This is a genomic window from Bacillus cereus group sp. Bc061 (assembly GCF_027715825.1).
In the GTDB taxonomy this organism is placed as follows: domain Bacteria; phylum Bacillota; class Bacilli; order Bacillales; family Bacillaceae_G; genus Bacillus_A; species Bacillus_A paranthracis.
The window spans coordinates 177,860-203,385 of the sequence record NZ_JAQFTZ010000005.1; the positions used below are offsets into that span (position 1 = coordinate 177,860).

The following is a 25,526-nucleotide window of genomic DNA, read 5'->3' on the forward strand; positions in this document are numbered from 1 at the left end:
ATTAGATGTATTTCTTATTTGTTTCTGATAGATTAAACAAGGTAAAACTTTAATAAGTTGAACATTCTTAGTTCATAATAAATGGTACATGAAGAAGGGGAACGATAAAATGAATAGACTAGTTGGCTTAAAACAATTTGAAATAACGCGCGGTGCGTTACTTACATTTATGGAGACGCTAGATGATAAAACTGCAGATACGCAGCCAAAGGGTTTTAACAATACAATTCGCTGGCATATCGGTCATGTGTTAACGGCAGCAGAAGTTTTCATGTTTGGAAAAGAATTCAAACAATTACCAACAGAATATCCAGGTATGTTTGGATATGGATCAAGACCATCTAAATGGACAACAGCAGGACCATCGTTAGAAGTGTTAACGGTTCAATTAAAAGAACAAGCAAAACGTATTAAAGAAATTCCAGCAGAAGCATTTGAAAATAAACTGCCAGAGCCGTTCCTAGGATTGGAAACAGTAGGGGAACTTTACGGTATGATGCTTTATCATGAAGCTGATCATATTGGGCAAATGAAGGCGATGGAACGTATTATTAAAGCTCTTTAGTCTTAATTGCATATAACAAGCAATACAAGTGTAATGTTAAATAATATATACAAAAAAGGTAGATAAATTATTATCTACCTTTTTTGTATAACTTCTTGAAGGATTAGGGATTATCATCGTGATGCTGATGAAGAAGGACTGAAAAACAATATATAAGGATAAATAAATTATTATTTTTATGATGGATTATTAATTATAGTATTCCTAAATATGGAATATGCGTATAATAATAGAGAGGAACTAGAAATAGGGGTGAATACTATGATTACATTAGAACAAAAGCTGGAGCAATATACACATACATATGCACAGTTAAAGGGAGAACTAAAATGGAAAACGAGTGATTCTCGAACAGGAATGATGATTGCTGCTATGTATGCAAGTAGTGATAAATTGCTTGATCTCGGACGTTTTTTAGAAATTAGTAGTTATATTAAGAATGAGGTAGGGATGTTTTCATACTTAAAGTCTTATCATCGCTTTGTAGTGGCCGCAACATTAGATATTCACTTTACAGATTATAAGAAAGCTTTTCGAGAGTTTTTAGACTTATATGAACAATTGGTCGCTGGTGGCTTTAGCCGCAGTATATTTACTTATCTTGCAGCAGCTGTGCTTTTAACAGAAGATAATGAGCATCATGGCACGCACATTCAGCGTTCAATGCAAGTATATAAACGTATGAAAGAGGATCATCTTTTCCTAACAGGTACAAATGATTATCCGCTCTCCGTTTTATTAGCAGGACAATCAGAGCATGTAGAAACACTTATGGACCGAGTGGAGCGTCTTTATCAGAAACTAGCAAAAGCTGGCTTGCGCAAAGGGAATGACCTCCAATTTCTAAGCCATATTCTTTCACTAAAGAAGGATGTCAGGGAAGAAATATTAGTTGCAACATGCACAAACATATGGAATTTGTTAAAGCAAGAAAAGGTAAAAGTGAAACAGATGCATTACCCAGCAATCGGGCTATTAGCGTTACTTGAGGATGGAGAAAAAGAGATTCATTCTATTAAAGCGTTGATTGAAAAATTGCAGGGAGAGAAATTATTCCGTTGGCATACAGATACGAATATTCTTATTGCTATTCAACTGTTCGTAAGTCAGAAAGGTGAGGAAAGTAAAGCTACTAACACAGGTTTACAAACTATGATAGAAGTCCTTATCCAAGCACAACAAGCAGCTATGATGGCAACGATTGCCGCTTCATCTGCAGCAACATCTTCAGCTAGTAGTAGTTCATAATGTGCAACTGCTTATGCTATTGTAAATTATAACTCCTTTGATAAGGATGGTTTAAAAAATATTACTAAAAAAAGCCCATCACCCTCTAATGAGTGATGGGCTAACTATTTTTATATAATCAGTATTATCTTTTCAACTGCTTCAAATGTTTGAGTTGTGTAACAATCATAATGCTAATAACAACGAGTAAAAACCATGAGCTGATTTTACTTAAGTGAACGAGATTCCAAGCTTCCCGTTGGTTTGGATATTGCCATGCACCGAAAAATGTTGCGATGTTTTCTGCAATCCAAATAAAGAATCCGATAAGAAAAAAGGAGAGAACGAGCGGCATTTTATATGTAACGCCTCGTAATGAAAATTCCACAAATGTTCGAAAGAAAACGATGAATAGAAGTAACGTTAAGAACCATCTAAAATCGTATAGAAAATGATGTGTGAAAAAATTGAAGTAAATCATTGCTCCTAGAGGTATTACAAAAATAGCTTTCGGCCAATGATACATTTGTAAATGTAGTCTTCTCCACGCTTGGCATATGTAACTTGCAACACTTGCATACATAAAGCCGCTGTAAAGTGGAACTCCAAAAACCTTTGAATATGCCTCTTCCGGATAACTCCATGAACCGAAATGAACTTTATATATTTCTAGTAAAAGGCCGATGAGGTGGAAGACAGTAATTACTTTTAATTCGTCTTTCGTCTCAAGTCCAGTCTTGTACATAACCCATTGCATAAGAAGGCATACGATGAGTATGAAATCGTAGCGGTATAACCCTGGGATCGAAACGATTTTTGAAAGGGCTAGTGTTAAGAAAATAACGACTGGGAATAAGCAGGATAATGCTTGTTCATAGGTAAAATAGAGTAGTTGTTTTATATATAACATTGCATCACCTTGGGTGTTTTTATTTGAAAACTCAAAATAATGATTAAGTATACTACACTTTTAAAAATAAGCTAGTAGTCTATTTTGCGTGTATTTGTAAGTTTTGGAAGGGAATTGTAATAAGTATTTTAATATTTAGCGAAGTGAAAAAATAGTTTGCTATTTAAAAAAAGTGGGGATATAATATCTAAATGAAAATGATAATTATTATCAATATTAATTATAAATAAAAAATAATTATAAAAAACAACTGAATATAAAGGATGAAATGAAACATGTTACATAAGCCTGCTGTATATGCTGGCAATAATCGCTGGCTACATATTAAGTTCATATGTTTCATGAGCTTAACAATTGTATGTTTAATTGGCTCTATATTTTTAGCTGTTGCATTTGGTGCAAAGGATATCCATTTGCAAACCGTATGGACAGCGGTTTTTGATTATAACCCGAAATTAACGCAGCACCAAATTATTTATGAATTAAGGCTCCCCAGGGTAATTGGTGCAGCAATTGTAGGAGCTGCTTTTGCAGTGGCTGGCGCTGTTATGCAAGGAGTAACACGAAATCCTTTAGCGGATGCAGGTGTGCTTGGCATAAATGCAGGTGCGATGTTTGTAGTAGCACTTAGTTTTGCCTTTTTCCCGCATATGCCGTATTCCTATTTAATGATTGTCTCCTTTATTGGAGCGGTCTTAAGTACAGTGCTCATTTTTATTATCGGATCAGCAACATCAGGCGGATTAACACCGATGAGATTAACGATCGCTGGGGCAGTTATGGCTGCGCTTTTACATTCGTTAAGTTCAGGTGTCGCGATTTATTATGACTTAAGTCAAGATTTAGCTTTTTGGTACGCTGGTGGTGTTGCAGGGGTTAAGTGGGAACACTTGAAATTTTTGGTTCCTATTATTCTCATAACCATTGTTTTTGCGACAATTTTAGGGCGGTCTATTTCACTCATATCAATGGGTGATGATGTCGCTACGAATTTAGGAGTAAAAACGAACCGAACGAGAATACTAGGGATGATTATAGTAGTCATTCTTGCAGGTGTATCTGTTTCAGCTGTTGGCTCTATTGGATTTGTAGGACTAGTTATCCCGCATATTGCTAGAAAATTAGTTGGTGTTAATTATCGACTCATTATTCCTATGTCAGCATTTTTAGGAGCCATGTTATTAGTTGTAGCTGACTTAGGGGCAAGAACAGTAAATCCTCCTAAAGAACTTGCAATAGGAATTATGGTGGCTCTTGTTGGAGTTCCGTTCTTCCTCTATATAGCACGTAAAGTTGGGAGGGAGTTGTAAGTGAAGAAGATTTTAAACACAGATAAAACGAGAGCCGTTATTGTAACTACAATATTCGGTTGTATTGGTATCGCTGTCATTTTGCTTAGCTTAAATACGGGGACACTTAGCATTGCACCGCTCAAAGTAATTCAAACGCTTTTCGGTCATGGTGATTTTGAGAGTGCAACCGTGCTATACGATTATCGTATGCCAAGAATTATAATCACAATGTTAGCTGGTATTGGCCTTGGGATTTCCGGTGCGATTTTGCAAGGGTTATCAAGGAATGCGTTGGCCGATCCTGGTATTCTTGGACTGCATTCAGGTGCATCTTTCGGGCTAATTATATTCGTTACTTTCTTTCATTCTATTAATGAGAATGCATCGATTTTAATACCGTTATTTACATTTGGTGGAGGAGTATTAGCTGCATTTCTTATTATTTTACTTGCGAGTGATCGTTCGAAAGGTTTACTTCCCATTAGACTTATTCTCGTTGGTATTGCTGTTTCAGCTGGCTTTAGTGCAATTTCGTTATTTTTCTCTCTCAAGTTAAATGATGAGACGTATACATTCGCTTCTAGATGGCTAGTTGGTAACGTGTGGGGAAGGGATTGGATTCATGTCCTAGCATTATTACCTTGGATTTTCATACTTACCCCGTATGCATGGTTAAAATCTAAAACGTTAAATGCATTGTCACTAGGTGATAGTGTGGCAGCGGGACTTGGTGTTTCTGTTCAAAAAGAACGGTTACTACTTTTAGCTACAGCGGTTGGATTATCTTGCGGGAGTGTATCGATGGCAGGAGGGATTGGTTTTATCGGTTTAGTTGCTCCGCATATCGCCAGAAAGTTAGTAGGTACTACCTATCAACATTTCCTTCCACTGGCTGGTATTATCGGAATGATTATTTTAGTACTAGCAGATACGATAGGTCGTTCTATATTTGAGCCAAATTCTATTCCAGCTGGTGTAGTAGTGGCCGCATTAGGAGCACCGTATTTTCTTTATTTACTTACAAAAACAAAATAAATACTTCAAAGAGGAGAACATATGAAAAAGAAACTTACTATTTTATTTAGCATCATGTGTATTTTAGTATTAGCAGCATGTGGTCAAACGAAAGCTAATGAAGAGGAAACGAAAAAAACAGAAAAAAGTAATGACCCAAAAATTGCTTCAATGTCTATTCATTTAACGAATAATTTACTTGCATTAGGAATTACACCAGTAGGTTCTGTAATTGGTGGAGATTTAAAAGATTTCTTACCACACGCAAAAGAACAACTGAAAGATACGAAAAAACTGGGTGTTGTAACTGATCCGAATATGGAAGCATTACTTCAATTAAAGCCTACTGACATTTATGTGGATGAAAAATACGCGGGTAAAGATGTAGCGAAATACGAAAAAATTGCAAAAACGCATACTTTCAATTTAGATGAAGGTACGTGGAGAGACCATTTAAAACAAGTTGGTAAACTTGTAAACCGTGAGAAAGAAGCGGATCAATATATTCAAGATTACGAAGAGCAATCAAAACGAGTAAAAGGTTTAATAGATAAAGAGCTAGGTAATAACGAAAAAGTAATGGCAATTCGCGTTACTGCAAAAGAATTACGTGTATTTAGTACGAAAAGACCGATGGGACCAATTTTATTCCAAGACTTAGGATTACAACCTGCAAATGGTGTAGAGAAAATCGATGGAAACCGTCCTTTCGAAGTCATTTCACAAGAAGTATTACCTGACTTTGATGCAGATGCTATTTTCGTTGTTGTAAACAGAGACGATAAAGCAAAAGCTGCATTTAAACAACTTCAAGAAACACCAATCTGGAAAGACTTAAAAGCAGTTAAAGGCAAGCACGTATACATTATCAATGACCAACCATGGCTTGACTATTCTGCTTTAGGAAACAAAATGGCAATGGATGAAGCGGAGAAAATGTTTACGAAATAATATAGTTTTGCTATTAGGGAAGGCCCTCTAAATTTGGAGGGCTTTTTATTATTGTTAGAATAAACGAAAAATTATACAATGAAGTTAATTTCGTGTAGAGGAGATGTGCCAATGTCAGCGCTTATTGTAAGTATCCCGTTTATAAAGCAGTTTATGGAACAAGGGGATAAATAGGCTAAAATAAGTATCCCCGTTATTAAAAAAGGGGGAGTTTGAAATGACGATGAATTTTATCAACATAAAACGATTAAATTAACAGCTATGAGAGAAGCAGTTCAAAGAGATGGGAAGTGTTTTGACCGTATGATTATGGGGATATTGCGGGATGAATGGATAGAGCTACAAGGTTAGAAAGTATATTCGAAATTATATATGTAGTATGCAGGAGATATAATAATAATTGGCGAATTTTTACAGTGTACTGATTGCATTGATAAGGAGCTATGTGAGATGAATTTAGAAAAAGCAAAACCAGTAAATGAAGAGGTCGCTGAATTAAAGGAGTTAATTAAAGAATTGCACGGAAGTGTACATCAATTGCAAAGCGAAGTGCAGCAACTAAGGCACGAAAGACCAGTTGTTGAAGTGAGAAAAGGTGTTCAACTATCACCAGCAATCGTTGGACAAATTGGTGGTATGATTTTAGGTGGATTAGCAATTATCGGTATATTTTGGTGAACGAAAAAAGGTATGCAGTTTAGCGCTGCATACCTTTTTTCGTTGTCGTTATTTGTCGGTAAGTCGATATTCTCTGTCGAATCGTCGATATACTTAGAAAATCGTTGATATATTTTAAAAATCGTCGATATAATTTCATGCAATACAACTTTTACATTAAATAACGTAAATATATATAAGCATGTGATAATAGTAATGCAATGATTGTTAACGGCAAACCAATTTTTAAGAAGTCCATATAAGAGAAAGCATGTCCTTCACGTTTAGCGATACCAGCAACGACTACGTTTGCTGATGCTCCGATTAACGTTCCGTTTCCTCCTAAGCAAGCTCCAAGTGATAATGCCCACCATAGTACTTCGATTTGCGGAGAATCGACAGATAGTCCGAGCCCTGTAGCTAAATCTTGAATAAGTGGGATCATCGTTGCGACAAATGGGATATTGTCAATTGTCGCAGATGCGATCCCTGATACCCATAAAATAAGTATAGCGGCAAAACCGATATCACCATTCGTTACGTCGAGTACTTCTTTTGCGAGTGAAGAAATAAGTCCGATATCAATTAACCCGCCAACGAGAACAAATAGTCCAGCGAAGAAGAAAATAGTTACCCATTCAACGTGGGCAAATACATCTTCAATATCGTGTTCTTTTACTCCAATTAGCATAAGAAGTGTAGCGCCTGTCATCGCGACAACCGCAGCGTCTACATGAATAACAGAATGAAGGATAAACCCTAAAATAGTTAGTCCCAAAATCGTGATCGATTTTAAAAGGAGGCTTTGATCTTTAATATAATCTTTTTCGTTTAATACCATAAGTTTTTCGATTTGCTCAGTTGTTGTTTTTAGTTTATTGCGATACATAAAGTAAATAATGCCAAGTGTCACGATAGAAATAATAATTACGATAGGAGCTAAGTTAAGTAAAAAGGCATTAAAGTCTAAATGCTTATTTGCTGATCCAATCATAATATTAGGTGGGTCACCGATTAATGTTGCTGTTCCGCCTATATTTGAAAATAATACTTCTGAAATCAAATAAGGAACAGGATTTACTTTTAAAATACGTGTAATAGATAGTGTAACAGGTACGATTAATAAGACAGTCGTTACATTGTCCAAAAATGCAGATCCGACAGCAGTTAATAGGGATAGCAATAATAAAATGCGGATTGGTTTTCCGCCAGCTGCCTTCGCTGCTTTAATGGCCACAAATTCAAAGACGCCTGATTGACTCGTAATATGTACGAGAATCATCATCCCAATTAAAAGGGTGATTGTTTCCCATTGAATATGTGATGTGAAAGCGGTATGTAAATCTACAATTCCAAAAATAATCATAATAGCAGCACCGAATAGTGCAATTACAGCACGATTCAATTTCTCAGAAATAATAAATCCGTACGTGACTAAAAATACGGCAATTGCAAAATAATATTGCCAATTTGCTACTTCATGTGCTGATTGTTCCAATCATGTCACCTTCTTTAAAGTATGTATTCAATTGTAAACATGCATCCTTCTGCATAATTTATATTGTAGCAAATTCAAAAAAGAAAGAAAACTATTTAACAAAGTGAAGGAAAAAATGATGATTTTACAGATTTTCCGAATAGGAAAGCCCACTACGGTGCGATAGTACCCCCTTTAGGGGTGGATGATAGTGAGGTCAAATGCGATGTACAGATAAAATACCGAAAGTATGTTCTGTACATCAAGTATTTGAAATGGTATAATTTTCATAACAGACAAGTAAAAGTCTCTAAAACAATCTTGTTCTCTGAAAACAGAATACATATGAGGTTGGAGTAACAAATTCTTCTACTCCGTAAAATGTATTGAGTCGTCAAGTACAAGACGCTAAAACACATTTGAGAACTCACAATCTGACTCGTTTGGTAATAGAACGAGTGCCGTATCTGCTAGATGCACTGGATACGGAGTGGTGATGGCACACCGCAATCTTGCACGTCAGCGATACTAGAAATAGACGTCGCCTTTGGTAGCAAGAATCCCATTGACGTTAGTCAGCTTGCGGCTTTAGCCGTGGGAGTGTCAAATATGATATAAAAAAATGAAGAAACACAGTGCAAATTATTAGGAAAAGTGGGCGTTGTCCTCTAATATAGAGATAGCAATTTACATTATTTTTGCGTAAAATGGTTTAAAGAGGTGAATTCCGATGGAAATAGTAAAAGATAGTTCTCTTATTCAAAATGAAATTGAACGTTTTGTAAATAAAGATGTATATATTCATTTAGAAACGACGAACGGAGCGTACGCGTCACACTTTAATGAAAAGATGATGACAGTTGGAGCATTCATTCGAAATGCAATGATTCGCTTTGAGCGCGGGAAAATAACTGGAACAAACCCATACCGAGTTGGTTTAAAGATGGATCACGGCTGGGTATATGCAGAAGGTATTACGCACTGGGAAGTAGACGATAAAGAGCGTTTATTACTTGCAGGGCACGATAACCAAGGCCGCTTAGCAGTAGCGCTTGAGTTAAGCTTAACGCCATTTAAGTAAGAAGGAGGGAAACTTATGGAGAGACATGTACTTGTTGTATTTCCGCATCCAGATGATGAAGCATTTGCGGCGGGAGGAACAATTCGCTTATTAACAGATCAAGGAGTACCTGTAACGTATGCGTGCGGTACGCTAGGACAAATGGGACGTAACATGGGTAAGAACGTATTTGCTAACCGTGAAACGATTCCAAATATCCGTAAAAAAGAATTGAAAGATGCATGTGAAGCGATGGGGATTCAAGACTTAAGAATGCTTGGTTTCCATGATAAAACGTTAGAATTTGAAGATGTTGATTTCGTAGCAGATAAAATTGAAGCGATCATTCAAGAAGTAAATCCATCTCGAATTATTACATTTTATCCAGAGCACGGCGTACATCCAGATCATGATGCATTTGGCCGCGCTGTCGTTCGCGCCGTATCACGTATGTCAAAAGAAGAACGGCCAGTTATTCATGCGGTTGCGATTACGAAAAATCGCGAAGCTGTACTAGGTGAGCCGGATGTTGTAAATAATATTAGTGAAGTATTCGAGCATAAATTAGCTGCACTAGGTGCGCACCGTTCGCAAACAGAAGCGATGCTTGAAGAAACGCATGTAAAAATCAAAAACAAAGATGCAGCAACATTAAAATGGCTGCAACTGGAACAATTTTGGACTTATAAATGGGAGTAGACTAGAAGGGTATCTTCTAGTAGCTCTTACATAGAAAAAGCACCGTCATTTGTGACGGTGCTTTTTTGTGCTATTAACAATATTAGCATCATCCCTTTCTAAAGATAGGACAGCTTTAGCTACTTTCTTACTAGAATGAGGATGTTATAAGAAAGTTTGTTGCTTTTATCATTATTTGGAATCTGTATTATTACATAAAGTTCGAGTGGAGAAGAGAGTATACTTTTTGTATGGTGTAATAAAGATATAGCCCGCCTACAGAAATAGGCAGGCTATTTTTTATAAAGAAAAGACAACTTAAGGCTAGAGCCCTTGTTAAGAAATAGGGTGAAAACAAGATTTTTTAACGAGAGATAAGGTCGTTCAACAGATAAAGATATCGTATTTGAAACACGTGATTATTCGTGGGTTAAGTTATATTTTTGATAAAAAATCTTTAAAAAGCATTACAATTCCTAGAAGAGATAAGACTTCAATCGAAAACCAAAATACACTTTTTTGAGGTTTTTTAAATTCCATTATTATGGAGAAAAATAAAAAGATAGCAATGAGAAAAAAAATTAAGAGACGAAGTATATCAAACATCAATAGCACTCCTAATAGTTAATTTGTTTCACTATATAGTTATTTCCAATATTACAGAATTTAAGAAGCGACTAATTAATATTAAAGCAAAAAGTTCTCAGAATCCATGAATTAAAAATGAAAAAATTTGAGCCACTGAAAACAGGGGGATTATATATTAATTAGTTTAGCGATTGAAAGAGTAATTTTTTAATCTTGTAAATGTCTGGTTAGTTCAACTAAACAATTAGTGGGGGATAGATACCCCTCTTAATGATTAGAATTTCACTTTTTTTGTTTTCTTTTTTATATAAAGCCTTAGAACTGGAATTTAGTAATGGTTTATAAGAAACATATATTTTGAATTGTTTAATAGAATAATATATATTTATATAGATTTAATGATTTTAGTTTGTTAAAAATGGGGAAATCGATATGAAGGTTAAATTTGCTGTAATAAAAGATGAAAACTTTGACTGTAGTTTATTAAAAACAAAATTACTGAAAACTTTTAAAGAAGTAGATTGTGAAGCAGATATTGTAAAGGTTGAGGATGGAATTTTTGAAAACAATGATATACAAACACATCTATCAGAAATAACCATTCATGTTACTGGAAAAAATATTGGGTATAGGTCTGTTTCCGCCAGTATATTTATTGTTCTAGAGAGTTTATCAATGGAACTATTTCGTATTACTATTAGTATACATTAAGCAGCTAACAAAGTAGACTCTTCATAAAATCATACTGACTATATTGAGTTAGTAAACATGAAAATGGTGATGAAAACAATAGAAATTATCTTAGGTGCTCTCATATGCTGGAGAGCACCTTGTTTGCTGTTACATAAACAAGGGATTCCTTTTCTATATTTAATTTATCCTAACGCTAATTTAAATATAGAAGAATGGAAACATAATTAGATTGTACAAATAATTTGGTGCGCACATATACGGAATGTATTCACCGGTAAGAGGGTTGTCTCATAATATATATAGATTTTTCTATTAAGATGAACAGAGGGTGTGAATATATGGAAGATGTTTACGCTAAAATTGACAGTCTCAAGGCGGAGCAAAAAGAAATGATGAGAGACATTCGAAATTTAGAAACGCGTACCACTATTAATGAGAAAGACATAGCAACAATTAATAAGCAATTAGAAAAAATAAGTACAAATACAACTTGGATTTTGCGAATTATTATTAGTGCGATAATAATGTCAGTTTTAGGATTGATATTAAAAGGGATGATTTAAAAGAAAGAGGGGAGCTCCCTCTTTCTTTTAAATAAATAAGAAACTATAAATTTTCCGTTTCCTTTTCATCTGCATACTTATCCTCTAAGGAAATTAATAGAGGGATTGATATAGTTACAAGAATGATTAAAGTAGTTATAAAAGATTTAGAAAGAGAAAAAGAACCTTCAATTAAAGGTGATAAAAACTTGAATGAAAGTATACTTGTTAGTAAGGAAATTACTAAAAAGCTAAAAAGAGATATATTTTTATTCTTTATAGATGTCTCTATAAAGTCTTTAACGCAGGTTATTAAGACAAATATAGTTAATATGATAAGAGAAACAAAATAATGTGTTACATTCGTCATACTAATAGTAGGGTCGTCTATTATGTAAGCAAGTAACTTAGATACTAACATGCCTCCAAACAATAAAATAATAAAAGCGAGTAATCCTTCCAATATATAAGTGCTGAAATTATCTTTCTTGTTAAAAAGCTTATAGTTCAGAGTAGATTGGGTTATTTGAATTAGGAATAGGCTAATAATCCATACATAATATACAATTGGTAATTCTCCTGAGAATAGAGAAATTAGGAAGTTTAATAGTGTCCTTAAAATTTCAATCATTACGAAAGTCCTCCTGTTTGTAAGCTTGGCGAAATTAGAAATATGCTAGTCTATCGTTTAATAATTAAATCTATCGATTCAAACTATTTCTAATTATTCCATAAAAAGGTTGTTGATTCAAGGTATCTCTTTAATAAATCTGCCAAGGCCGAATAATAGAAAAAGAAACGCAATATGTAATATAATTGAAAAAGTGTATTTAAAAAATCAATGTTAATATTACCCTCCTATAAGTATTAACATACGTAATTGAGGTGTTTTCTTTGTTGTTTTATGAGCGAATTTCTATCATGGCCCCTCCTGTTCCGTAGCTAAGGAAAGTCTTTTTATTTCTGAGATTTTCAAAGTTATAGGAGGGTATGAAAAATGAAAAAAGTCTCAGTACCATCACTTTTGTTAATGATTATTCTTGTCGCATTTCCGCAAATTAGTGAAACGATCTACACACCGTCTTTACCGGACATTTCAAAGGCGTTACATGTAAGTAATAATGAGGTACAGTTAACGCTTAGTGTGTATTTTGCTGGATTTGCTTTAGGTGTATTTTTTATTGGATGGTTATCAGATATAATTGGCCGTCGCCCAGCAATGTTACTTGGAATTGTCGTATATGGCGTTGGGAGTTTCTTATGCTTTATTACAAATTCCATTGAAGTTTTATTGGTAAGTCGTTTTATTCAAGCGTTTGGAGCAAGTGCAGGATCAGTTGTGACACAAACGATTCTACGTGAAAGTGTAGAGGGGCATAAGCGCCACGTTATGTTTGCTCAAATTTCGGCAGTTATTGCTTTTACACCAGCGATAGGACCGTTAATTGGTGGCTTTCTTGATCAAATGTTTGGATTTAAAATCGTATTTTTAAGTTTAGTAGTTATGAGTATCGGTATTTTTCTGTATACGTTTGTTTCTCTTCCAGAAACAAAAACGGACTCGGTAACGAATAAAATAAATGTGTTTGCAGTCTTAAAGAAGTTAATTACAAATCCGAAAGTAGTAACGTATGGGCTATTAATTGGAGGAGCAAATGGTGTTTTATTTAGCTATTATGCAGAAGCACCGTTTATCTTTATTGAATACTTTCAATTATCGCCTAGTATGTATGGATTTTTAGGGATTGTTGTTGCTTCTGCTTCTATTATTGGAGCGAAAGTTTCGAAACGTTTACTTGCTACTTATAAACCAGAGAAAATTATATATATCGGTTGTCTCGTAATGACAGGAGGAGCTATCCTTTTATCTGTTATTACGTTTGTTGGACCAAATCCGAATGCAATATATATGGTTGTATTTTTAGTAGCGATGTTTATATTGCTATTAGGAATTGGGGTGGCGTTACCTAACTGTTTAAGTTTAGCATTAGTAGATTTTCAAGATGTCATTGGTACAGCGGGCGCATTGTTTAGCCTAGGGTACTATATAGTAGTAACAATGATAATTTTGGGAATGAGCGAGCTTCATACAGGCTCATTAATAGTGATGCCACTTTATTTTCTAGCTATAGTCGTTATCATGATGGTGTTTACTAAAGTGTTTATTTTAGGTAAACAAACTTCAAAAACGATTTAAATATGTAATGGTAAAAGGGTCTCATTAAAAATGAGACTCTTTTATATTTTATCCCGCTGTTTTGAGGCAGTAAGATTCCTGCCTCAAAATTAGATTAAAAAAGTTAGTAGTTTATTAATATATTAAATTTCTGGTTGGTATATGAATTGGACGCGTGGGAAATTACGTTATCAACTATAACAATTGAAGTACATGAGATGTGAAACCGAAGGAAAAATGCTCTCCTCGGTTATTTATATTGTAATAATATACATACCGGAATCATATTGAATAGATGTATTTTATTGTTAATTCAGTTAAAATTTAAACGTAATCATGCATATTAATTTATTGAAAAAATAATTGAATTTTTCAGATTAATGAATTAATATAAGGTAAGTAATTTTAAGATTTATAGAATATTGGAAGATGAAAGGTTTTGAGAATTTTATTAGGAGCACAAAACGATTTTAGGATAGCTTTAAAGCTAGTGTAAAATGACGTTTGCTTCATCATTTTCAGGGCCGAAAGGAATTAGGGGAAAGCATCTTGTTTTAAAATGCGGCTATGAATCATCTAAGAGGGGGAAGTGAAGTGGCAAACAAAGAATTGAAAAGAGGTTTAGAAGCACGTCATATTCAAATGATTGCTTTAGGCGGAACAATTGGTGTTGGTTTGTTTATGGGGTCAGCCAGCACAATTAAATGGACAGGTCCGTCAGTTATGCTTGCGTATGCAATTGCAGGTATTTTTATCTTTTTCATCATGCGTGCCATGGGAGAAATGTTGTATATGGAGCCAAGTACAGGATCATTTGCAACGTTCGGTCATAAGTATATTCACCCGTTAGCTGGTTACATGACAGCGTGGAGTAACTGGTTCCAGTGGGTTATCGTTGGGATGTCAGAGATTATCGCGGTGGGGGCGTATATGCAATATTGGTTCCCGGATTTACCAGCTTGGATACCAGGTGTAATCGCAATGGTTATTCTTGGCGCAGCTAACTTAATTTCTGTTAAGTCATTTGGTGAATTTGAATTTTGGTTTGCGATGATTAAGATCGTTACGATTCTATTAATGATTATTGCGGGATTTGGACTTATTTTCTTTGGAATTGGTAACGGCGGAGAAGCGATTGGTATATCAAATCTTTGGTCAAATGGCGGTTTCTTTACAGGTGGTTTCTCAGGATTCTTCTTTGCTTTATCACTTGTAGTTGGAGCATATCAAGGTGTAGAATTAATCGGTATTACTGCTGGTGAAGCGAAGGATCCGAAGAAGACACTTACAAGAGCGATTCAAAGTACAATTTGGCGTATTTTAATTTTCTACATCGGTGCGATTTTCGTTATTGTAACTGTGTATCCGTGGGATCAATTAAGTACAATTGGAAGTCCGTTCGTAGCAACTTTTGCGAAAGTTGGTATTACGGCAGCTGCGGGACTTATTAACTTCGTTGTTATCACAGCAGCAATGTCTGGTTGTAATAGTGGTATTTATAGTGCTGGTCGTATGCTATATACGTTAGGTGTAAATGGACAAGCACCGAAATATTTCACGAAACTTTCTGGAAATGGTGTACCTTTATTCGGTACAGTTGGCGTAATTATCGGTTTAGCGGTCGGTGTAGTTCTAAGTTATATTGCACCAAAAAACTTATTCGTATATGTATATAGTGCGAGTGTACTTCCTGGTATGGTACCATGGTTTGTCATTTTAATTAGCCAAATTAATTTTAGAAAAGAAAAGGGAGCAGAGATGAAAGATCATCCGTTCAAAATGCCGTTTGCTCCTGTTACAAACTATTTAACAATTGCCTTTTTAATTATGGTATTAATCGGAATGTGGTTTAACGATGATACGCGCATTTCACTAGTTGTAGGTATTATTTTCTTAGCTATCGTTACAATTAGTTTCTATGCTTTCGGAATAGGGAAGCGAACTCCGTTAGACGTTCAAAATGATCAAGAGATTTCAAGTAAATAAAGATAGTAAAAAGTCCGATTTCTTATTTGGAAATCGGACTTTTTGTTATTAAAACTTTTCTAAAACGATCTTCCCAATTGTACTTCCGCTTTCAAGCAGGGCATGTGCTTTTTTTACATTTTGAGCGTTAATTGGTGTGAATGTTTCATTTAAAGTAGTCTTTAAAATGCCTTCATCTAGTAGTTCGCTTACTTTATTTAATAGTTCGTGTTGCGTAATCATGTCTCCAGTTTCATACATCGCTTTTGTAAACATAAATTCCCAAACGAGTGTAGCACTTTTACTTTTTAAAATGCCCATCTCAAGAGGGTGTTCATTTTCTACGATAGAGCAAATTTTGCCTTGCGGTTTAATGAGGTCACATATTGCTTGCCAATGTTGATCTGTATTGTTTAGGCAGAAAATATAATCTACATCTTTTAGCCCAAACTCTAATATTTGTTCTTGTAAAGGTTGGTGATGGTTAATGATATAATCGGCACCGAATTTTTCAACCCAGTGTATCGTTTCATTGCGGGATGCAGTTGTGATAACATTTAGTCCGGCCCATTTCGCAAGTTGAATGGCAATTGAACCTACACCACCAGCACCGCCTATAATTAAAATGTTTTTAAAGGAGTTCGTATCTTTCTTATTATAATCAATACCTAAACGTTCGAATAAACCTTCCCAAGCTGTAATAGCTGTTAACGGAAGTGCTGCAGATTCAGCATCACTTAACGTTCTTGGTTTTTTACCAACAATTCTTTCATCAACTAGGTGGTATTCACTATAGGTACCTTGTCTCGTAATACTTCCAGCGTAAAACACTTCGTCGCCTTCTTTAAATAACGTACAACTTTCGCCAGTTTGTACAACAACACCACTCGCATCCCAGCCAAGTATTTTCGCTACTTCTTCTTTTTTATCTTTCGGAGAGCGAACTTTTGTATCAACTGGATTAACGGAAATAGCGTTAATTTTAACGAGTATATCTCTTCCTGTAGCAACAGGTTTTTCAACTTCCATATCAATTAAACTGTTTTCTTCTTCAATAGGTAAGTATTCATGTAAACCAATTGCTTTCATTTGTATTCCCTCCATTAAAGTAAGAGTCATTTACTCTTTTATTTTTATTATAGTAGGTGGAGTGTCATTATGTAAAAAAGTTAAGTCCCTTCTATTTTGTAAAAGGCCTGTTTCAGCATCATGTAGTACCGTGTAACTGGAGAGGATCCGCCATCGTTTTGATTTTATAGGCGTTGGATGAAAGTTATACTTATTTTTCCAGTGTACCTTGCAATGAACAATACCAAGTGTTATATTATACTTGTGGTTACTTATTATAAAACAGTACTGAATAATAAATAGTAGTGAACATCAATTAGAATAGGGTGAATGAATATTGAATGTACAATTTAAAAAAGGAGTTTTAGAACTTTGTGTTCTTGTCTTACTTGATAAGCAAGACCGTTATGGGTATGAATTAGTTCGAAGTATTTCCAATCGAATTGAAATATCAGAAGGGTCTGTTTATCCTCTACTGCGTAGATTAACTAAAGAAGAATATTTTACAACGTATTTACAGGAGTCTTCAGAAGGTCCTTCAAGGAAGTATTATACGCTGACGGATAAAGGTAGAACGTATTTGTACCAACTTTTGAGGGAATGGAATGAGTTCTCACAAGGTGTCAATCAATTAATAAAAGAAGGTGTAAGTAATGACGAAAAATGAATTTTTACAACAATTAAATGCATCTCTAAAAAGATTATCTGAAAAAGAGCGTGCAGATATTTTAAAAGATTATGAAGAACATTTTACTTTCGGATTAGAGGAAGGGAAAAGGGAAGAAGAAATTGTAGCTTCATTAGGTTCTCCAGCTCAAATCGCCAAAGAGTTATTAGCAGATTATCATATTGAGAAAGTAACAACAAGTGCAACAACAGGAAATGTTTTTCGTGCAATTTGGGCAGTAATTGGATTAGGTTTTTTCAATTTGTTAATCGTACTTGCACCTGCAATTACATTAGCGGCATTGATTTTTTCAGGTTGGGTTCTAGGTATCTCATTTTTAGGTGCACCATTACTTGTTTTAGTTGATACGATTATACATCCAAATACATTCTTGTTATTTAATCTTTTCGTTTCTTTAGCACTTTGTGGACTTGGATATTTCATTGTTATTGCTATGTTATTTTTAACGAAGTTAGCAACGAAAGGATTTGTTCGTTATTTAAAGTTCAATATAGCACTAGTAAAAGGTGGTTTGAAGCATGATAAATAAGAAGAGTTTCTCAATCATTGCAGGTATTATTTTCATTATTGGTATTATCGGAAGTTTATTCACTTATCGTTCAATTGCTGGGGTACCAATTTCAGAAGAAAAGGTCATTAATAATAATGTGTCAAGCGTCATTATCGATACGAATAATGTTCGTGTTAACATCAACCCTACAACAGGTAGTAACGTGAAAGTAAAATTAGATGGTGAGGTTAATCCAAACGTAAAAAGAACATTAGCTACGGATGAGAAAGATTCAACGCTTCTTATTTCTTATAAAGAAAAACAACAGAGTTGGTTCAACTTTAATATTTCTGAAGTGTTGGCGCCATTAACATTAAATGTGTATCTACCTGAAAAACAATATGAATCATTAAAAGTTTCCAATAATAATGGCTATGTTTCTGCTAAAAAACTAAACGCAACAAATTTTAATATCAATACAAGCAATGGACGTGTTGAATTAAGAGAAATCAATTCGCCAAAAATTATCGCGGAAACAAACAATGGAATTATGGATTTCAAAGATGTATTGGCACAAAATATTCATGTGAAATCGAACAACGGACGAATAATGCTAGACCATGTTGAAGGTGAAATAGAGGGGCAAACTAAAAATGGAAGTCTTACTCTGAAAACGAATGAACTGGATCGAAATCTCAATTTTACGACTCACAATGGAAAAATTAATATTGAAACGGAAAAAGAACCAACTAATGTTCAATTTAATGTTGCTGTTGATAATGGTAGAGCGAATATCCTTGATAAATATAATGGAAATACCGTTATTGGAAAAGGAGAAAATGTAATTAAATTAAATACACATAACGGAAATATTACAGTGGAAAAACAATAGCGTATCTTCCAAATTTAAACTGCAAAATTATTGAAGGTGATTATGAAGTGGTACCTGGTGTTCGGTTATTGTATACACCAGGACATTCTCCAGGACATCAGTCATTATTAATTGAGACGGAAAAAACGGTCCTGTACTATTAACGATTGATGCATCTTATACGAAAGAGAATTTTGAAGATGAAGTGCCGTTTGCGGGATTTGATTCGGAATTAGCTTTATCTTCAATTAAACGTTTAAAAGAAGTTGTGACAAAAGAGAAACCAATTATTTTCTTTGGACATGATATAGAACAGGAAAAGGGTTGTAAAGTGTTTCCTGAATATGTATAGTGCAAAAAGTCATGAGCTTACGTGCTCATGACTTTTTCGTTTAAATAATTTTTTTGAATAAGTTATAAACCTTTTTTGAGCTATCTTCATTTAATTGATAGTACTTGAGGTTTACATCATCAGGAGTATCTTGCTGAGCAATCATCACTTCGTTACTGTGATGATCAACTACCCATATGAAATATTTTTTATAAGTTCCATCCTCAAAGGTAATCCACATATCACAATCTATTAAATCTGATCCTTCTTCATCTAATGTTAATTTTCCTTTTTTTGCGGTATCCATACTATTAATAAACGTTTTTAATTCATCTGTTTTTGTGAGGAAGATATCCTTTTTTGTTTTAATGGATTCGACATGTATATCTTTTATTTCCTGTTTTCCTAAGAAGACAGGGGGCTCATTTGAATCCCTTTGCGTTGAAATAATAGTAGCTTTTTTCTTTGGCTTATTTTCTGTATAGAAGTCTTGAATAGATTTTCCAGAGTTTACAAACCATATGATCCCACAAATAATCAATGTGCTACAAAGCAGTAAAATAATTTTCTTAATAGAATATTCTCCTCTCTATTACTTCGTATGAAGAGCTTTTCTATTAATATATGATAGGTAAGCGTAAAGTATTATAGTTGAACGTGGCTATTCTTAACAGTTTTAAGAGGGCGATCAACGAGTAAATTGTAAGTAAGCCCAATTAATACGAAAACACCTCCGATAATCTTTCCAGTTGAGAGTTCATTTGTTAGGAAGAAATCAATGATAGTTCCTGCAAATAATTGTCCGATAAAGATAAGTAACGTTAAATAGAATGCTGATATTTTAGGGGTAATATAGTTGGATAATGAAATGACAATAACACCTACTAATCCGCCTAAATATACAGCGATAGGAATGGACTGTAACGTATGCATTGGAATGTACAATGAATCTGAACTGAACATTAAAAATAATATAGAGAAAAATAATCCAGTAATATAATTAAAAAAAGTGCCTTCCCAATTTCCAATTTCTTTTGCTAAATTCGCGTTAATAATTCTAGCAACGACGATAGAAACACCAGCTAAAATAGCGATCGTAACATATAACATTTTCTTGCCCCCATTAATAAATTGTCATGATTATAATTCCAGAAGAGATGAAACATAATCCAATTAGTTTTTTCTTTTCAAACTTTGCAACTTTCATTCCTAATAAGCCGAAATGATCAATAACGATGGAAGCAATGGATTGACCGAGTAAACTTAATGCAATCGTAATAGAGGCACCAAGGACGGAGAAGCTTATATTGTTAAAAAGAACAGTGAATACTCCAATCGCTCCAGCGCTATATAAAAAAAATGGAATGCTTTTATCAAAATGGATTTTATGTTTGTTTATGATTAAAACGAAAATAACTGCAATTAAACCGACAAGGTGAATGACGATACTTGCTGTATACTTGCCAATTAACTCAGATAAAATCCCATTCAATGGAAGCATAACGGCGATGAGCACACCAATAAAGACAGAAAGAAAGTTATACAATGTAATATCCCCTTTGTATTTCATATTTGTAATGACTGTATCATGCTAAAATTGTGTATTACTATGACATATGTCATAGTGGAAGGAGAAAATTTTGATTACAATGAGGAGTAGTTGTAAAGGCGGGGGAACTATGAAGAAAATATGTAATTCTATTAAATTAGCAGAGTATATGAAACAAAATAATATTGACTCATTTTTTAGTAATGATATGAAACCATATATGGAACTTATATTTTTTAAGAAGAATGAGTTTATTTGTAGAGAAAATGAAGAGATAGATTATTTATTTTTCTTCGTTGAAGGAAAAGCGAAAGCGTTTAATACATTAAGTAACGGGAAATCTGTATTATTATGCTTTTATGATAGCTTGCAGCTGTTAGGAGATGTAGAGTTAATTCATTCTCAAAAGACAACTTCAAACGTACAAGTGATGGCAGATTCATATTGTGTTGGTTTGCCTTTAGGGAAAGTGAGAAATCAACTATTTCATGATGCGAAATTTTTACGATGTATTTGCGGATCGTTAGCGCATAAGTTAAATCGGCTTTCAAAAAATAGTACCATTAATTTACTATATCCTCTTGAAAATAGACTTGCGAGTTACATGTTAGCAGCAGGGGAACGGGCAGTACAGCACGGAAATAGAATTGTATTTAGTGGGAATTTAACGGAAACAGCGGAATTGTTAGGAACGAGTTATCGGCATCTATTACGTACATTAAATATTTTTTGTGATAAAGAGATTATAAAGAAAAACAATGGATGCTTTGAAGTAGTGAATGTGGATGTTTTGAGAGAATTGGCGGCAGATGTTTATAAATAATATAGTAAAGTGGGGATTTAGATGAAAATAGCAATCATTTCAGATGTTCATGGAAATAGTCACGCTTTACAAGCAGTATTAAAAGATTTGGAACGTCGCAAGGTCGAAATGATAATAAATTTAGGAGATAGTGTGTATGGGCCGTTAGATCCTTTAGGGACCATTGAAATATTAATGAAGAACGAGATGGTACATATTAAGGGAAACTGTGATCGCATGCTTTGGGAACCTATACAAGAGCAGTCGGCTACACTAACTTTTGTCCAAAATCAATTAACAAAAAATCATATAGATTGGTTACAACAACATCCGTCACAATTTATTATAGAAGATATGTTATGTTGTCATGGTACGCCAATTTCAGATGAAGTGTATTTGTTAGAAGAGATGAATGAAAATGGTGCGATATTAAAGAATGAAAAAAATATAATGGATCAACTCCAAAATATTGAGCAAAAAATAATAGTATGCGGTCATACGCACATTCCTAGAGTTGTATATTTAGCAAACGGAAAAATCGTTATAAATCCGGGGAGTGTAGGACTTCCAGCATACAAAGATGAGTTACCTGTTATGCATAAAATGGAATCAGGAACTCCGCATGCAAAATATGTAGTGATAGAAGAGGTTTTGGGAGAATGGATAATTGAACAAATTTCAGTTCCGTATAATTGGGAAGAAGCTGCTCGGTTAGCTACTCAACATGAAAGGCATGATTGGGCACAGGCGATAAAGACTGGGAAGATAGAATGAAGGGGAGCTTACTTTATGGTAAACTGCTCTTTTTTATTTTGAGTACATATTGAATTATATAAAAATAAAATGTTATGATTATGGAAACGTATGAATATATGAACAAGTATTCATATGTTTGAGAAGAGGAGGGATTAGAATGAAAGACCTAATTATTATTGGAGCGGGTCAAGCTGGTTTAACAATGGGATATTACTTGAAACAAGAAGGGTATAATTTTTTATTACTTGAGGCAGGAAACCGAGTTGGTGATTCATGGAGAAATCGATATGATTCTTTACAGCTTTTTACTCCGCGGTCTTACAGTAGTTTACCAGGTATGGCGTTAATAGATGAAAAAAATGAATTTCCATATAAAGATGAAATTGCAACGTATTTAGAAGAATATGCAAGACATTTTCAATTACCGATCCAATTGCAAACTAAAGTTTTTAAAATAAAGAAAGAAAGAGATATATTCGAATTACATACCCCTACAGAAATTTTACAAACGAAAAAAGTTATTATCGCAACAGGTGGTTTTCAGCACCCGTTTATTCCCTCAGTTTCAGCAAATCTATCATCACATGTTTTTCAAATACATTCATCACAATATAAATCACCATCACAAATTCCTAAGGAGAAAGTACTCGTAGTAGGTGGCGGGAATTCAGGAATGCAAATTGCAGTAGAACTGGCAAAAACTCATGAAGTTACACTGTCTATTAGTCATCCTTTAACGTATTTACCGTTACATCTTTTTAGAAAAAGTATTTTCAATTGGTTAGAAAAATTGGGTTTATTGTACGCCGAAGTAAATACAAAGAGGGGGAAATGGTTTCAAAAGAGAAAGGATCCCATTTTTGGATTTGAAGGTAAGGAACTCATTCGTAATGGATCAATACAACTACAAGAAAAAGTAGTAAGTGCATCAGAAAATAACATTATGTTTCAGAACGGTGAAACATATAGTGCAGAAAGCATTATATGGTCAACAGGCTTTATTCAGAACTATAACTGGATTGAAATAGAAAAGGCAGTGGATGAGAATGGATTGCCTAATCATGTAAAAGGAATAAGTCCAGTAAGAGGATTATATTATATCGGCTTGCCATGGCAGTCTCAAAGAGGTTCTGCACTTATTTGTGGTGTAGGAAAGGATGCGGCGTATTTACTTTCTGAAATCAAAAAAATAGATCAGTAGCAGCGACTACTGATCATCCATATGTACATGAATTAGGAGAGGTCAAACATTTATTGACTTTATTATAATTGATTTTCATGAGAATAAAAACTGAAAATTCTAATTTCGTGTTGAGAAAGTTTTTTGTATCGAAATATATAAAAGAATAGGGGGTTTTTAGTAAAAAGAAATATGATATTTATATTTTAATAAATTATGATATAGTTTATAAAGAGTGGATTACATAAAATGTTATTTTATTACATATAAAGTAAGGGGGATGACTGTGAAGTTTGATGATCAACGCCTACTAGGAGTACGATTAGGTTCTGTACTTGTAACAGAAGAAAATCAATATTTAGTAATAAAGAAAAAAGATCATTATGCACTTTTAAATATACATAATTTAGAATGCACACATGTTGAAGTGCAGCTAGAACATATTGAAGAAATGTTGCAGGAAGATTTCCAAGAAAGTATAACGGAGATTATCGCACCAGAACATATAAAAATTGTTGCGAAAAATGTAATATAGAGAATGAGAGAAAAAGAAAAAACTTCATCTTTTATCGATGAAGTTTTTTTAGTTAATTCGAAGTGAATGTTTTAAAAAATTTATCGCGGTACATGTACATAAGCCATGAGGCTGTAATTAATGAAATAATGATTTGTTTGTTTTGAATTGGTGCCTTGAAAACAAGCCAGCCAACGATATCAAATAATAAATGTAGTGCAATTGAAAGAACTACAAATTGTAGTAACGTCTTAAAAAATCTTTTCATAAAGTGTCCCCCTGAAATAAAAGGTTTATCAACAGTGTTGTATATTACTATTATACATTAAATGTGTTTCGTGGTAAAATTTACATAAGTTAGTGAAATAAAACAAATGAAAGCTAGTGAGGAGGAATAGTCATGGAATTTTGGATGATCATACCGATAGCGATCTTTGGGTTTATTTATATCGTTGAAAAGTTAAATAAAATTGAAAAGAAAACGGATGCGCGTTTAAAGCGAATGGAAGATAGGTTACAGCTAATTACGAAAGAAATGGGAATTGTAGATAGAGAACCGGAAATTAATAAAGAGTTGCGGCAGCTTATGGAAGAAGGAAAAACAGTTACAGCAGTTAAGAGAGTAAGAGAAGCTTTTGGTTTTTCTTTACTAGAAGCGAAGCAATATGTTGATAAATTATAAAAAGATCATCCGTGTGGGTGATCTTTTTTCACTGCACCATGCGTGTATTTACATAAGCAGCGATTATAAAGTGTCCAATTATAATGATAGGAAATAAGATTTTTACATTAGGAGTAAGGAAGACGCTACCAATTGTGGCAATAACACCAGCAGTTAAATTATAAAGACCAACTATTTTTGATAACTTATCTTTTTCTGGTACACGGCGTTCATTGAATCCTGATAAGAGCCAAGTGTATTGTTTTACTCCGATGAAATAAGCTAGTGCAAATGAAATGATTGCTAGTATGAATAATGATGGGGAAGCGAAGAGAGTCATTGAGAACACCTCCGTTAAAGGGCTATAAATCAATTATAGTATGAATGTTATAATTTAACAAAATATAAGTGTAATAGAAAATGGAGTATGTATCATGAAGGGGGATTAAGTATGAATATTGTGGAATTCCAGAGATATGTATCAAATTTCAGTGAAGAAAAAGGATTTCAAGATACAACAATTGAAGAGCGTACAATGTATACAATGGCGGAATTAGGGGAATTAGCGGAAGTTATATTAAAGCGCGATAAAATACAAGATGCAAAAAGAGAAATCGGTTTAGAAATGTTTGATGTCATTTGGAATATATGTGATTTAGCAAACAAGTTAGAAATTGATTTGGAGAAGGCATTTGAAGAAAAAATGATGATTAATAAAAAACGTGAATGGTAAAAGGGAAGTTAAAAAGCGTACAAAATTTTGTGCGCTTTAATTAATGGTATGAAAAATAGTAAGAAAAGATGGAACAAACACTGAAGAT

Annotated in this window: 30 protein-coding genes and 2 pseudogenes; 23 read left to right on the forward strand and 9 right to left on the reverse strand. The window is 34.0% G+C overall.

The genetic code is table 11. The annotated features are described in order from the left end of the window. The first annotated feature begins 88 nt into the window (after window positions 1-88). Together PDQ40_RS18725 and PDQ40_RS18730 are read left to right on the forward strand one after the other, a co-directional pair. The gene (locus PDQ40_RS18725; RefSeq protein WP_001997933.1) at window positions 89-565 is read left to right on the forward strand and encodes a DinB family protein; all 477 of its coding nucleotides are present in this window, start codon (window positions 89-91) and stop codon (window positions 563-565) included. Between the two features lie 210 nt (window positions 566-775). Next, complete coding sequence (locus PDQ40_RS18730; RefSeq protein WP_002170191.1) at window positions 776-1,813, forward strand: DUF4003 domain-containing protein; 1,038 nt, start codon at window positions 776-778, stop codon at window positions 1,811-1,813. A 124-nt stretch (window positions 1,814-1,937) separates the two neighbouring features. On the opposite strand, the gene PDQ40_RS18735 is transcribed toward PDQ40_RS18730, so the two are convergent. Beyond that, window positions 1,938-2,702: a DUF817 domain-containing protein gene (locus PDQ40_RS18735; RefSeq protein ID WP_000965758.1), complete on the reverse strand. Its 765-nt coding sequence runs from the start codon at window positions 2,700-2,702 to the stop codon at window positions 1,938-1,940. Window positions 2,703-2,977: 275 nt separating this feature from the next. Here PDQ40_RS18735 and PDQ40_RS18740 point away from each other — a divergent pair, with 275 nt between their 5' ends. From PDQ40_RS18740 to PDQ40_RS18760, 5 genes and pseudogenes are all read left to right on the forward strand, one after another. Then, the gene (locus PDQ40_RS18740) at window positions 2,978-4,012 is read left to right on the forward strand and encodes a FecCD family ABC transporter permease (RefSeq protein WP_000902677.1); all 1,035 of its coding nucleotides are present in this window, start codon (window positions 2,978-2,980) and stop codon (window positions 4,010-4,012) included. Continuing rightward, window positions 4,013-5,029 (forward strand): FecCD family ABC transporter permease, encoded by a 1,017-nt coding sequence (locus PDQ40_RS18745; RefSeq protein ID WP_095842778.1) that lies wholly within the window; start codon window positions 4,013-4,015, stop codon window positions 5,027-5,029. A 21-nt stretch (window positions 5,030-5,050) separates the two neighbouring features. Then, window positions 5,051-5,959, forward strand: coding sequence for an iron-hydroxamate ABC transporter substrate-binding protein (locus PDQ40_RS18750; protein ID WP_000728191.1), 909 nt, complete (start codon window positions 5,051-5,053; stop codon window positions 5,957-5,959). Between the two features lie 261 nt (window positions 5,960-6,220). Continuing rightward, window positions 6,221-6,310, forward strand: a pseudogene (locus PDQ40_RS18755) (GNAT family N-acetyltransferase); the annotation flags it as partial. 99 nt (window positions 6,311-6,409) lie between these two features. Next, window positions 6,410-6,637 carry a hypothetical protein gene (locus PDQ40_RS18760; protein WP_001047302.1) on the forward strand — a complete coding sequence of 76 codons (228 nt, stop codon included), beginning with the start codon at window positions 6,410-6,412 and terminating at the stop codon, window positions 6,635-6,637. Between the two features lie 151 nt (window positions 6,638-6,788). On the opposite strand, the gene PDQ40_RS18765 is transcribed toward PDQ40_RS18760, so the two are convergent. Beyond that, window positions 6,789-8,114: an ArsB/NhaD family transporter gene (locus tag PDQ40_RS18765; RefSeq protein WP_000438015.1), complete on the reverse strand. Its 1,326-nt coding sequence runs from the start codon at window positions 8,112-8,114 to the stop codon at window positions 6,789-6,791. 709 nt (window positions 8,115-8,823) lie between these two features. Between PDQ40_RS18765 and PDQ40_RS18770 the strand changes: the two genes are divergently transcribed. The 4 genes from PDQ40_RS18770 (at window position 8,824) to PDQ40_RS18785 (ending at window position 11,675) form a co-directional block, all read left to right on the forward strand. Continuing rightward, the gene (locus tag PDQ40_RS18770; protein ID WP_000407043.1) at window positions 8,824-9,174 is read left to right on the forward strand and encodes a YojF family protein; all 351 of its coding nucleotides are present in this window, start codon (window positions 8,824-8,826) and stop codon (window positions 9,172-9,174) included. 15 nt (window positions 9,175-9,189) lie between these two features. Then, window positions 9,190-9,852, forward strand: coding sequence for a bacillithiol biosynthesis deacetylase BshB2 (gene bshB2, locus PDQ40_RS18775; protein WP_000439477.1), 663 nt, complete (start codon window positions 9,190-9,192; stop codon window positions 9,850-9,852). 999 nt (window positions 9,853-10,851) lie between these two features. Beyond that, window positions 10,852-11,130, forward strand: coding sequence for a hypothetical protein (locus tag PDQ40_RS18780; protein ID WP_000865011.1), 279 nt, complete (start codon window positions 10,852-10,854; stop codon window positions 11,128-11,130). Between the two features lie 320 nt (window positions 11,131-11,450). Continuing rightward, on the forward strand, window positions 11,451-11,675 hold the full coding sequence (locus PDQ40_RS18785; RefSeq protein ID WP_000390469.1) for a hemolysin XhlA family protein: 225 nt from the start codon (window positions 11,451-11,453) through the stop codon (window positions 11,673-11,675). Between the two features lie 43 nt (window positions 11,676-11,718). Here the strand turns inward: PDQ40_RS18785 and PDQ40_RS18790 are convergent, their stop codons facing one another. Beyond that, window positions 11,719-12,285 (reverse strand): DUF5823 family protein, encoded by a 567-nt coding sequence (locus PDQ40_RS18790; RefSeq protein WP_270691573.1) that lies wholly within the window; start codon window positions 12,283-12,285, stop codon window positions 11,719-11,721. Window positions 12,286-12,651: 366 nt separating this feature from the next. On the opposite strand from PDQ40_RS18790, the gene PDQ40_RS18795 reads away from it, so the two are divergent. Both PDQ40_RS18795 and PDQ40_RS18800 read left to right on the forward strand, forming a co-directional pair. Beyond that, window positions 12,652-13,851 carry a multidrug effflux MFS transporter gene (locus PDQ40_RS18795; RefSeq protein ID WP_076856363.1) on the forward strand — a complete coding sequence of 400 codons (1,200 nt, stop codon included), beginning with the start codon at window positions 12,652-12,654 and terminating at the stop codon, window positions 13,849-13,851. A gap of 573 nt (window positions 13,852-14,424) precedes the next feature. After that, a complete protein-coding gene (locus PDQ40_RS18800; protein WP_001284419.1) occupies window positions 14,425-15,816 on the forward strand; it encodes an amino acid permease in 1,392 nt (463 codons plus the stop codon). 48 nt (window positions 15,817-15,864) lie between these two features. On the opposite strand, the gene PDQ40_RS18805 is transcribed toward PDQ40_RS18800, so the two are convergent. Next, window positions 15,865-16,884, reverse strand: a complete 1,020-nt coding sequence (locus PDQ40_RS18805; RefSeq protein ID WP_000643770.1) for a zinc-binding alcohol dehydrogenase family protein — start codon at window positions 16,882-16,884, stop codon at window positions 15,865-15,867. Between the two features lie 316 nt (window positions 16,885-17,200). On the opposite strand from PDQ40_RS18805, the gene PDQ40_RS18810 reads away from it, so the two are divergent. The 4 genes and pseudogenes from PDQ40_RS18810 to PDQ40_RS18825 form a co-directional block, all read left to right on the forward strand. Next, window positions 17,201-17,530 (forward strand): PadR family transcriptional regulator, encoded by a 330-nt coding sequence (locus PDQ40_RS18810; protein ID WP_001102641.1) that lies wholly within the window; start codon window positions 17,201-17,203, stop codon window positions 17,528-17,530. Then, complete coding sequence (locus tag PDQ40_RS18815) at window positions 17,517-18,080, forward strand: HAAS signaling domain-containing protein (RefSeq protein ID WP_000164531.1); 564 nt, start codon at window positions 17,517-17,519, stop codon at window positions 18,078-18,080. Before PDQ40_RS18810 ends, PDQ40_RS18815 begins: the two co-directional genes overlap by 14 nt. Further along, window positions 18,070-18,933, forward strand: coding sequence for a DUF4097 family beta strand repeat-containing protein (locus tag PDQ40_RS18820; RefSeq protein ID WP_000608746.1), 864 nt, complete (start codon window positions 18,070-18,072; stop codon window positions 18,931-18,933). Before PDQ40_RS18815 ends, PDQ40_RS18820 begins: the two co-directional genes overlap by 11 nt. 5 nt (window positions 18,934-18,938) lie before the next feature. Then, window positions 18,939-19,264: pseudogene (locus PDQ40_RS18825) on the forward strand (MBL fold metallo-hydrolase); the annotation flags it as partial. A gap of 40 nt (window positions 19,265-19,304) precedes the next feature. Here the strand turns inward: PDQ40_RS18825 and PDQ40_RS18830 are convergent. From PDQ40_RS18830 to PDQ40_RS18840, 3 genes are all read right to left on the reverse strand, one after another. Next, on the reverse strand, window positions 19,305-19,799 hold the full coding sequence (locus PDQ40_RS18830; protein WP_033688100.1) for a hypothetical protein: 495 nt from the start codon (window positions 19,797-19,799) through the stop codon (window positions 19,305-19,307). Between the two features lie 89 nt (window positions 19,800-19,888). Continuing rightward, window positions 19,889-20,353, reverse strand: coding sequence for a DMT family transporter (locus PDQ40_RS18835; protein WP_000967627.1), 465 nt, complete (start codon window positions 20,351-20,353; stop codon window positions 19,889-19,891). A gap of 13 nt (window positions 20,354-20,366) precedes the next feature. Continuing rightward, a complete protein-coding gene (locus tag PDQ40_RS18840) occupies window positions 20,367-20,813 on the reverse strand; it encodes a DMT family transporter (protein WP_001997926.1) in 447 nt (148 codons plus the stop codon). 109 nt (window positions 20,814-20,922) lie between these two features. On the opposite strand from PDQ40_RS18840, the gene yeiL reads away from it, so the two are divergent. The 4 genes from yeiL (at window position 20,923) to PDQ40_RS18860 (ending at window position 24,065) form a co-directional block, all read left to right on the forward strand. Further along, window positions 20,923-21,615, forward strand: a complete 693-nt coding sequence (gene yeiL / locus PDQ40_RS18845; protein WP_000717649.1) for a transcriptional regulator YeiL — start codon at window positions 20,923-20,925, stop codon at window positions 21,613-21,615. Window positions 21,616-21,636: 21 nt separating this feature from the next. Then, complete coding sequence (locus PDQ40_RS18850) at window positions 21,637-22,368, forward strand: metallophosphoesterase family protein (protein WP_000684269.1); 732 nt, start codon at window positions 21,637-21,639, stop codon at window positions 22,366-22,368. A gap of 139 nt (window positions 22,369-22,507) precedes the next feature. Next, window positions 22,508-23,551, forward strand: coding sequence for a flavin-containing monooxygenase (locus PDQ40_RS18855; protein WP_000653888.1), 1,044 nt, complete (start codon window positions 22,508-22,510; stop codon window positions 23,549-23,551). Between the two features lie 265 nt (window positions 23,552-23,816). Next, entirely contained in the window at window positions 23,817-24,065 is a 249-nt protein-coding gene (locus PDQ40_RS18860) for a hypothetical protein (RefSeq protein WP_000666946.1), read from the forward strand. A gap of 52 nt (window positions 24,066-24,117) precedes the next feature. On the opposite strand, the gene PDQ40_RS18865 is transcribed toward PDQ40_RS18860, so the two are convergent. Then, window positions 24,118-24,312 carry a hypothetical protein gene (locus PDQ40_RS18865; RefSeq protein ID WP_000819249.1) on the reverse strand — a complete coding sequence of 65 codons (195 nt, stop codon included), beginning with the start codon at window positions 24,310-24,312 and terminating at the stop codon, window positions 24,118-24,120. Window positions 24,313-24,444: 132 nt separating this feature from the next. Between PDQ40_RS18865 and PDQ40_RS18870 the strand changes: the two genes are divergently transcribed. After that, on the forward strand, window positions 24,445-24,726 hold the full coding sequence (locus PDQ40_RS18870; protein ID WP_000397700.1) for a hypothetical protein: 282 nt from the start codon (window positions 24,445-24,447) through the stop codon (window positions 24,724-24,726). 28 nt (window positions 24,727-24,754) lie between these two features. Here PDQ40_RS18870 and PDQ40_RS18875 read toward each other — a convergent pair whose 3' ends face one another. Continuing rightward, a complete protein-coding gene (locus tag PDQ40_RS18875; protein WP_000171761.1) occupies window positions 24,755-25,045 on the reverse strand; it encodes a DUF3784 domain-containing protein in 291 nt (96 codons plus the stop codon). 111 nt (window positions 25,046-25,156) lie between these two features. Here PDQ40_RS18875 and PDQ40_RS18880 point away from each other — a divergent pair, with 111 nt between their 5' ends. Next, a complete protein-coding gene (locus PDQ40_RS18880; RefSeq protein ID WP_001028126.1) occupies window positions 25,157-25,438 on the forward strand; it encodes a MazG nucleotide pyrophosphohydrolase domain-containing protein in 282 nt (93 codons plus the stop codon). Window positions 25,439-25,526 lie beyond the last annotated feature (88 nt).

Coding starts and splice junctions, on each gene's coding strand:
- PDQ40_RS18805 (WP_000643770.1), bottom strand. CDS start 16,884: ATGAAAGCAATTGGTTTACATGAATACTTACCTATTGAAGAAGAAAAC.
- PDQ40_RS18750 (WP_000728191.1), top strand. CDS start 5,051: ATGAAAAAGAAACTTACTATTTTATTTAGCATCATGTGTATTTTAGTA.
- PDQ40_RS18730 (WP_002170191.1), top strand. CDS start 776: ATGGAATATGCGTATAATAATAGAGAGGAACTAGAAATAGGGGTGAAT.
- PDQ40_RS18815 (WP_000164531.1), top strand. CDS start 17,517: ATGACGAAAAATGAATTTTTACAACAATTAAATGCATCTCTAAAAAGA.
- PDQ40_RS18740 (WP_000902677.1), top strand. CDS start 2,978: ATGTTACATAAGCCTGCTGTATATGCTGGCAATAATCGCTGGCTACAT.
- PDQ40_RS18785 (WP_000390469.1), top strand. CDS start 11,451: ATGGAAGATGTTTACGCTAAAATTGACAGTCTCAAGGCGGAGCAAAAA.
- PDQ40_RS18790 (WP_270691573.1), bottom strand. CDS start 12,285: ATGATTGAAATTTTAAGGACACTATTAAACTTCCTAATTTCTCTATTC.
- PDQ40_RS18840 (WP_001997926.1), bottom strand. CDS start 20,813: ATGAAATACAAAGGGGATATTACATTGTATAACTTTCTTTCTGTCTTT.
- PDQ40_RS18835 (WP_000967627.1), bottom strand. CDS start 20,353: ATGTTATATGTTACGATCGCTATTTTAGCTGGTGTTTCTATCGTCGTT.
- PDQ40_RS18870 (WP_000397700.1), top strand. CDS start 24,445: ATGGAATTTTGGATGATCATACCGATAGCGATCTTTGGGTTTATTTAT.
- bshB2 (WP_000439477.1), top strand. CDS start 9,190: ATGGAGAGACATGTACTTGTTGTATTTCCGCATCCAGATGATGAAGCA.
- PDQ40_RS18820 (WP_000608746.1), top strand. CDS start 18,070: ATGATAAATAAGAAGAGTTTCTCAATCATTGCAGGTATTATTTTCATT.
- PDQ40_RS18795 (WP_076856363.1), top strand. CDS start 12,652: ATGAAAAAAGTCTCAGTACCATCACTTTTGTTAATGATTATTCTTGTC.
- PDQ40_RS18880 (WP_001028126.1), top strand. CDS start 25,157: ATGAATATTGTGGAATTCCAGAGATATGTATCAAATTTCAGTGAAGAA.
- yeiL (WP_000717649.1), top strand. CDS start 20,923: ATGAAGAAAATATGTAATTCTATTAAATTAGCAGAGTATATGAAACAA.
- PDQ40_RS18780 (WP_000865011.1), top strand. CDS start 10,852: ATGAAGGTTAAATTTGCTGTAATAAAAGATGAAAACTTTGACTGTAGT.
- PDQ40_RS18725 (WP_001997933.1), top strand. CDS start 89: ATGAAGAAGGGGAACGATAAAATGAATAGACTAGTTGGCTTAAAACAA.
- PDQ40_RS18865 (WP_000819249.1), bottom strand. CDS start 24,312: ATGAAAAGATTTTTTAAGACGTTACTACAATTTGTAGTTCTTTCAATT.
- PDQ40_RS18760 (WP_001047302.1), top strand. CDS start 6,410: ATGAATTTAGAAAAAGCAAAACCAGTAAATGAAGAGGTCGCTGAATTA.
- PDQ40_RS18770 (WP_000407043.1), top strand. CDS start 8,824: ATGGAAATAGTAAAAGATAGTTCTCTTATTCAAAATGAAATTGAACGT.
- PDQ40_RS18735 (WP_000965758.1), bottom strand. CDS start 2,702: ATGTTATATATAAAACAACTACTCTATTTTACCTATGAACAAGCATTA.
- PDQ40_RS18875 (WP_000171761.1), bottom strand. CDS start 25,045: ATGACTCTCTTCGCTTCCCCATCATTATTCATACTAGCAATCATTTCA.
- PDQ40_RS18855 (WP_000653888.1), top strand. CDS start 22,508: ATGAAAGACCTAATTATTATTGGAGCGGGTCAAGCTGGTTTAACAATG.
- PDQ40_RS18850 (WP_000684269.1), top strand. CDS start 21,637: ATGAAAATAGCAATCATTTCAGATGTTCATGGAAATAGTCACGCTTTA.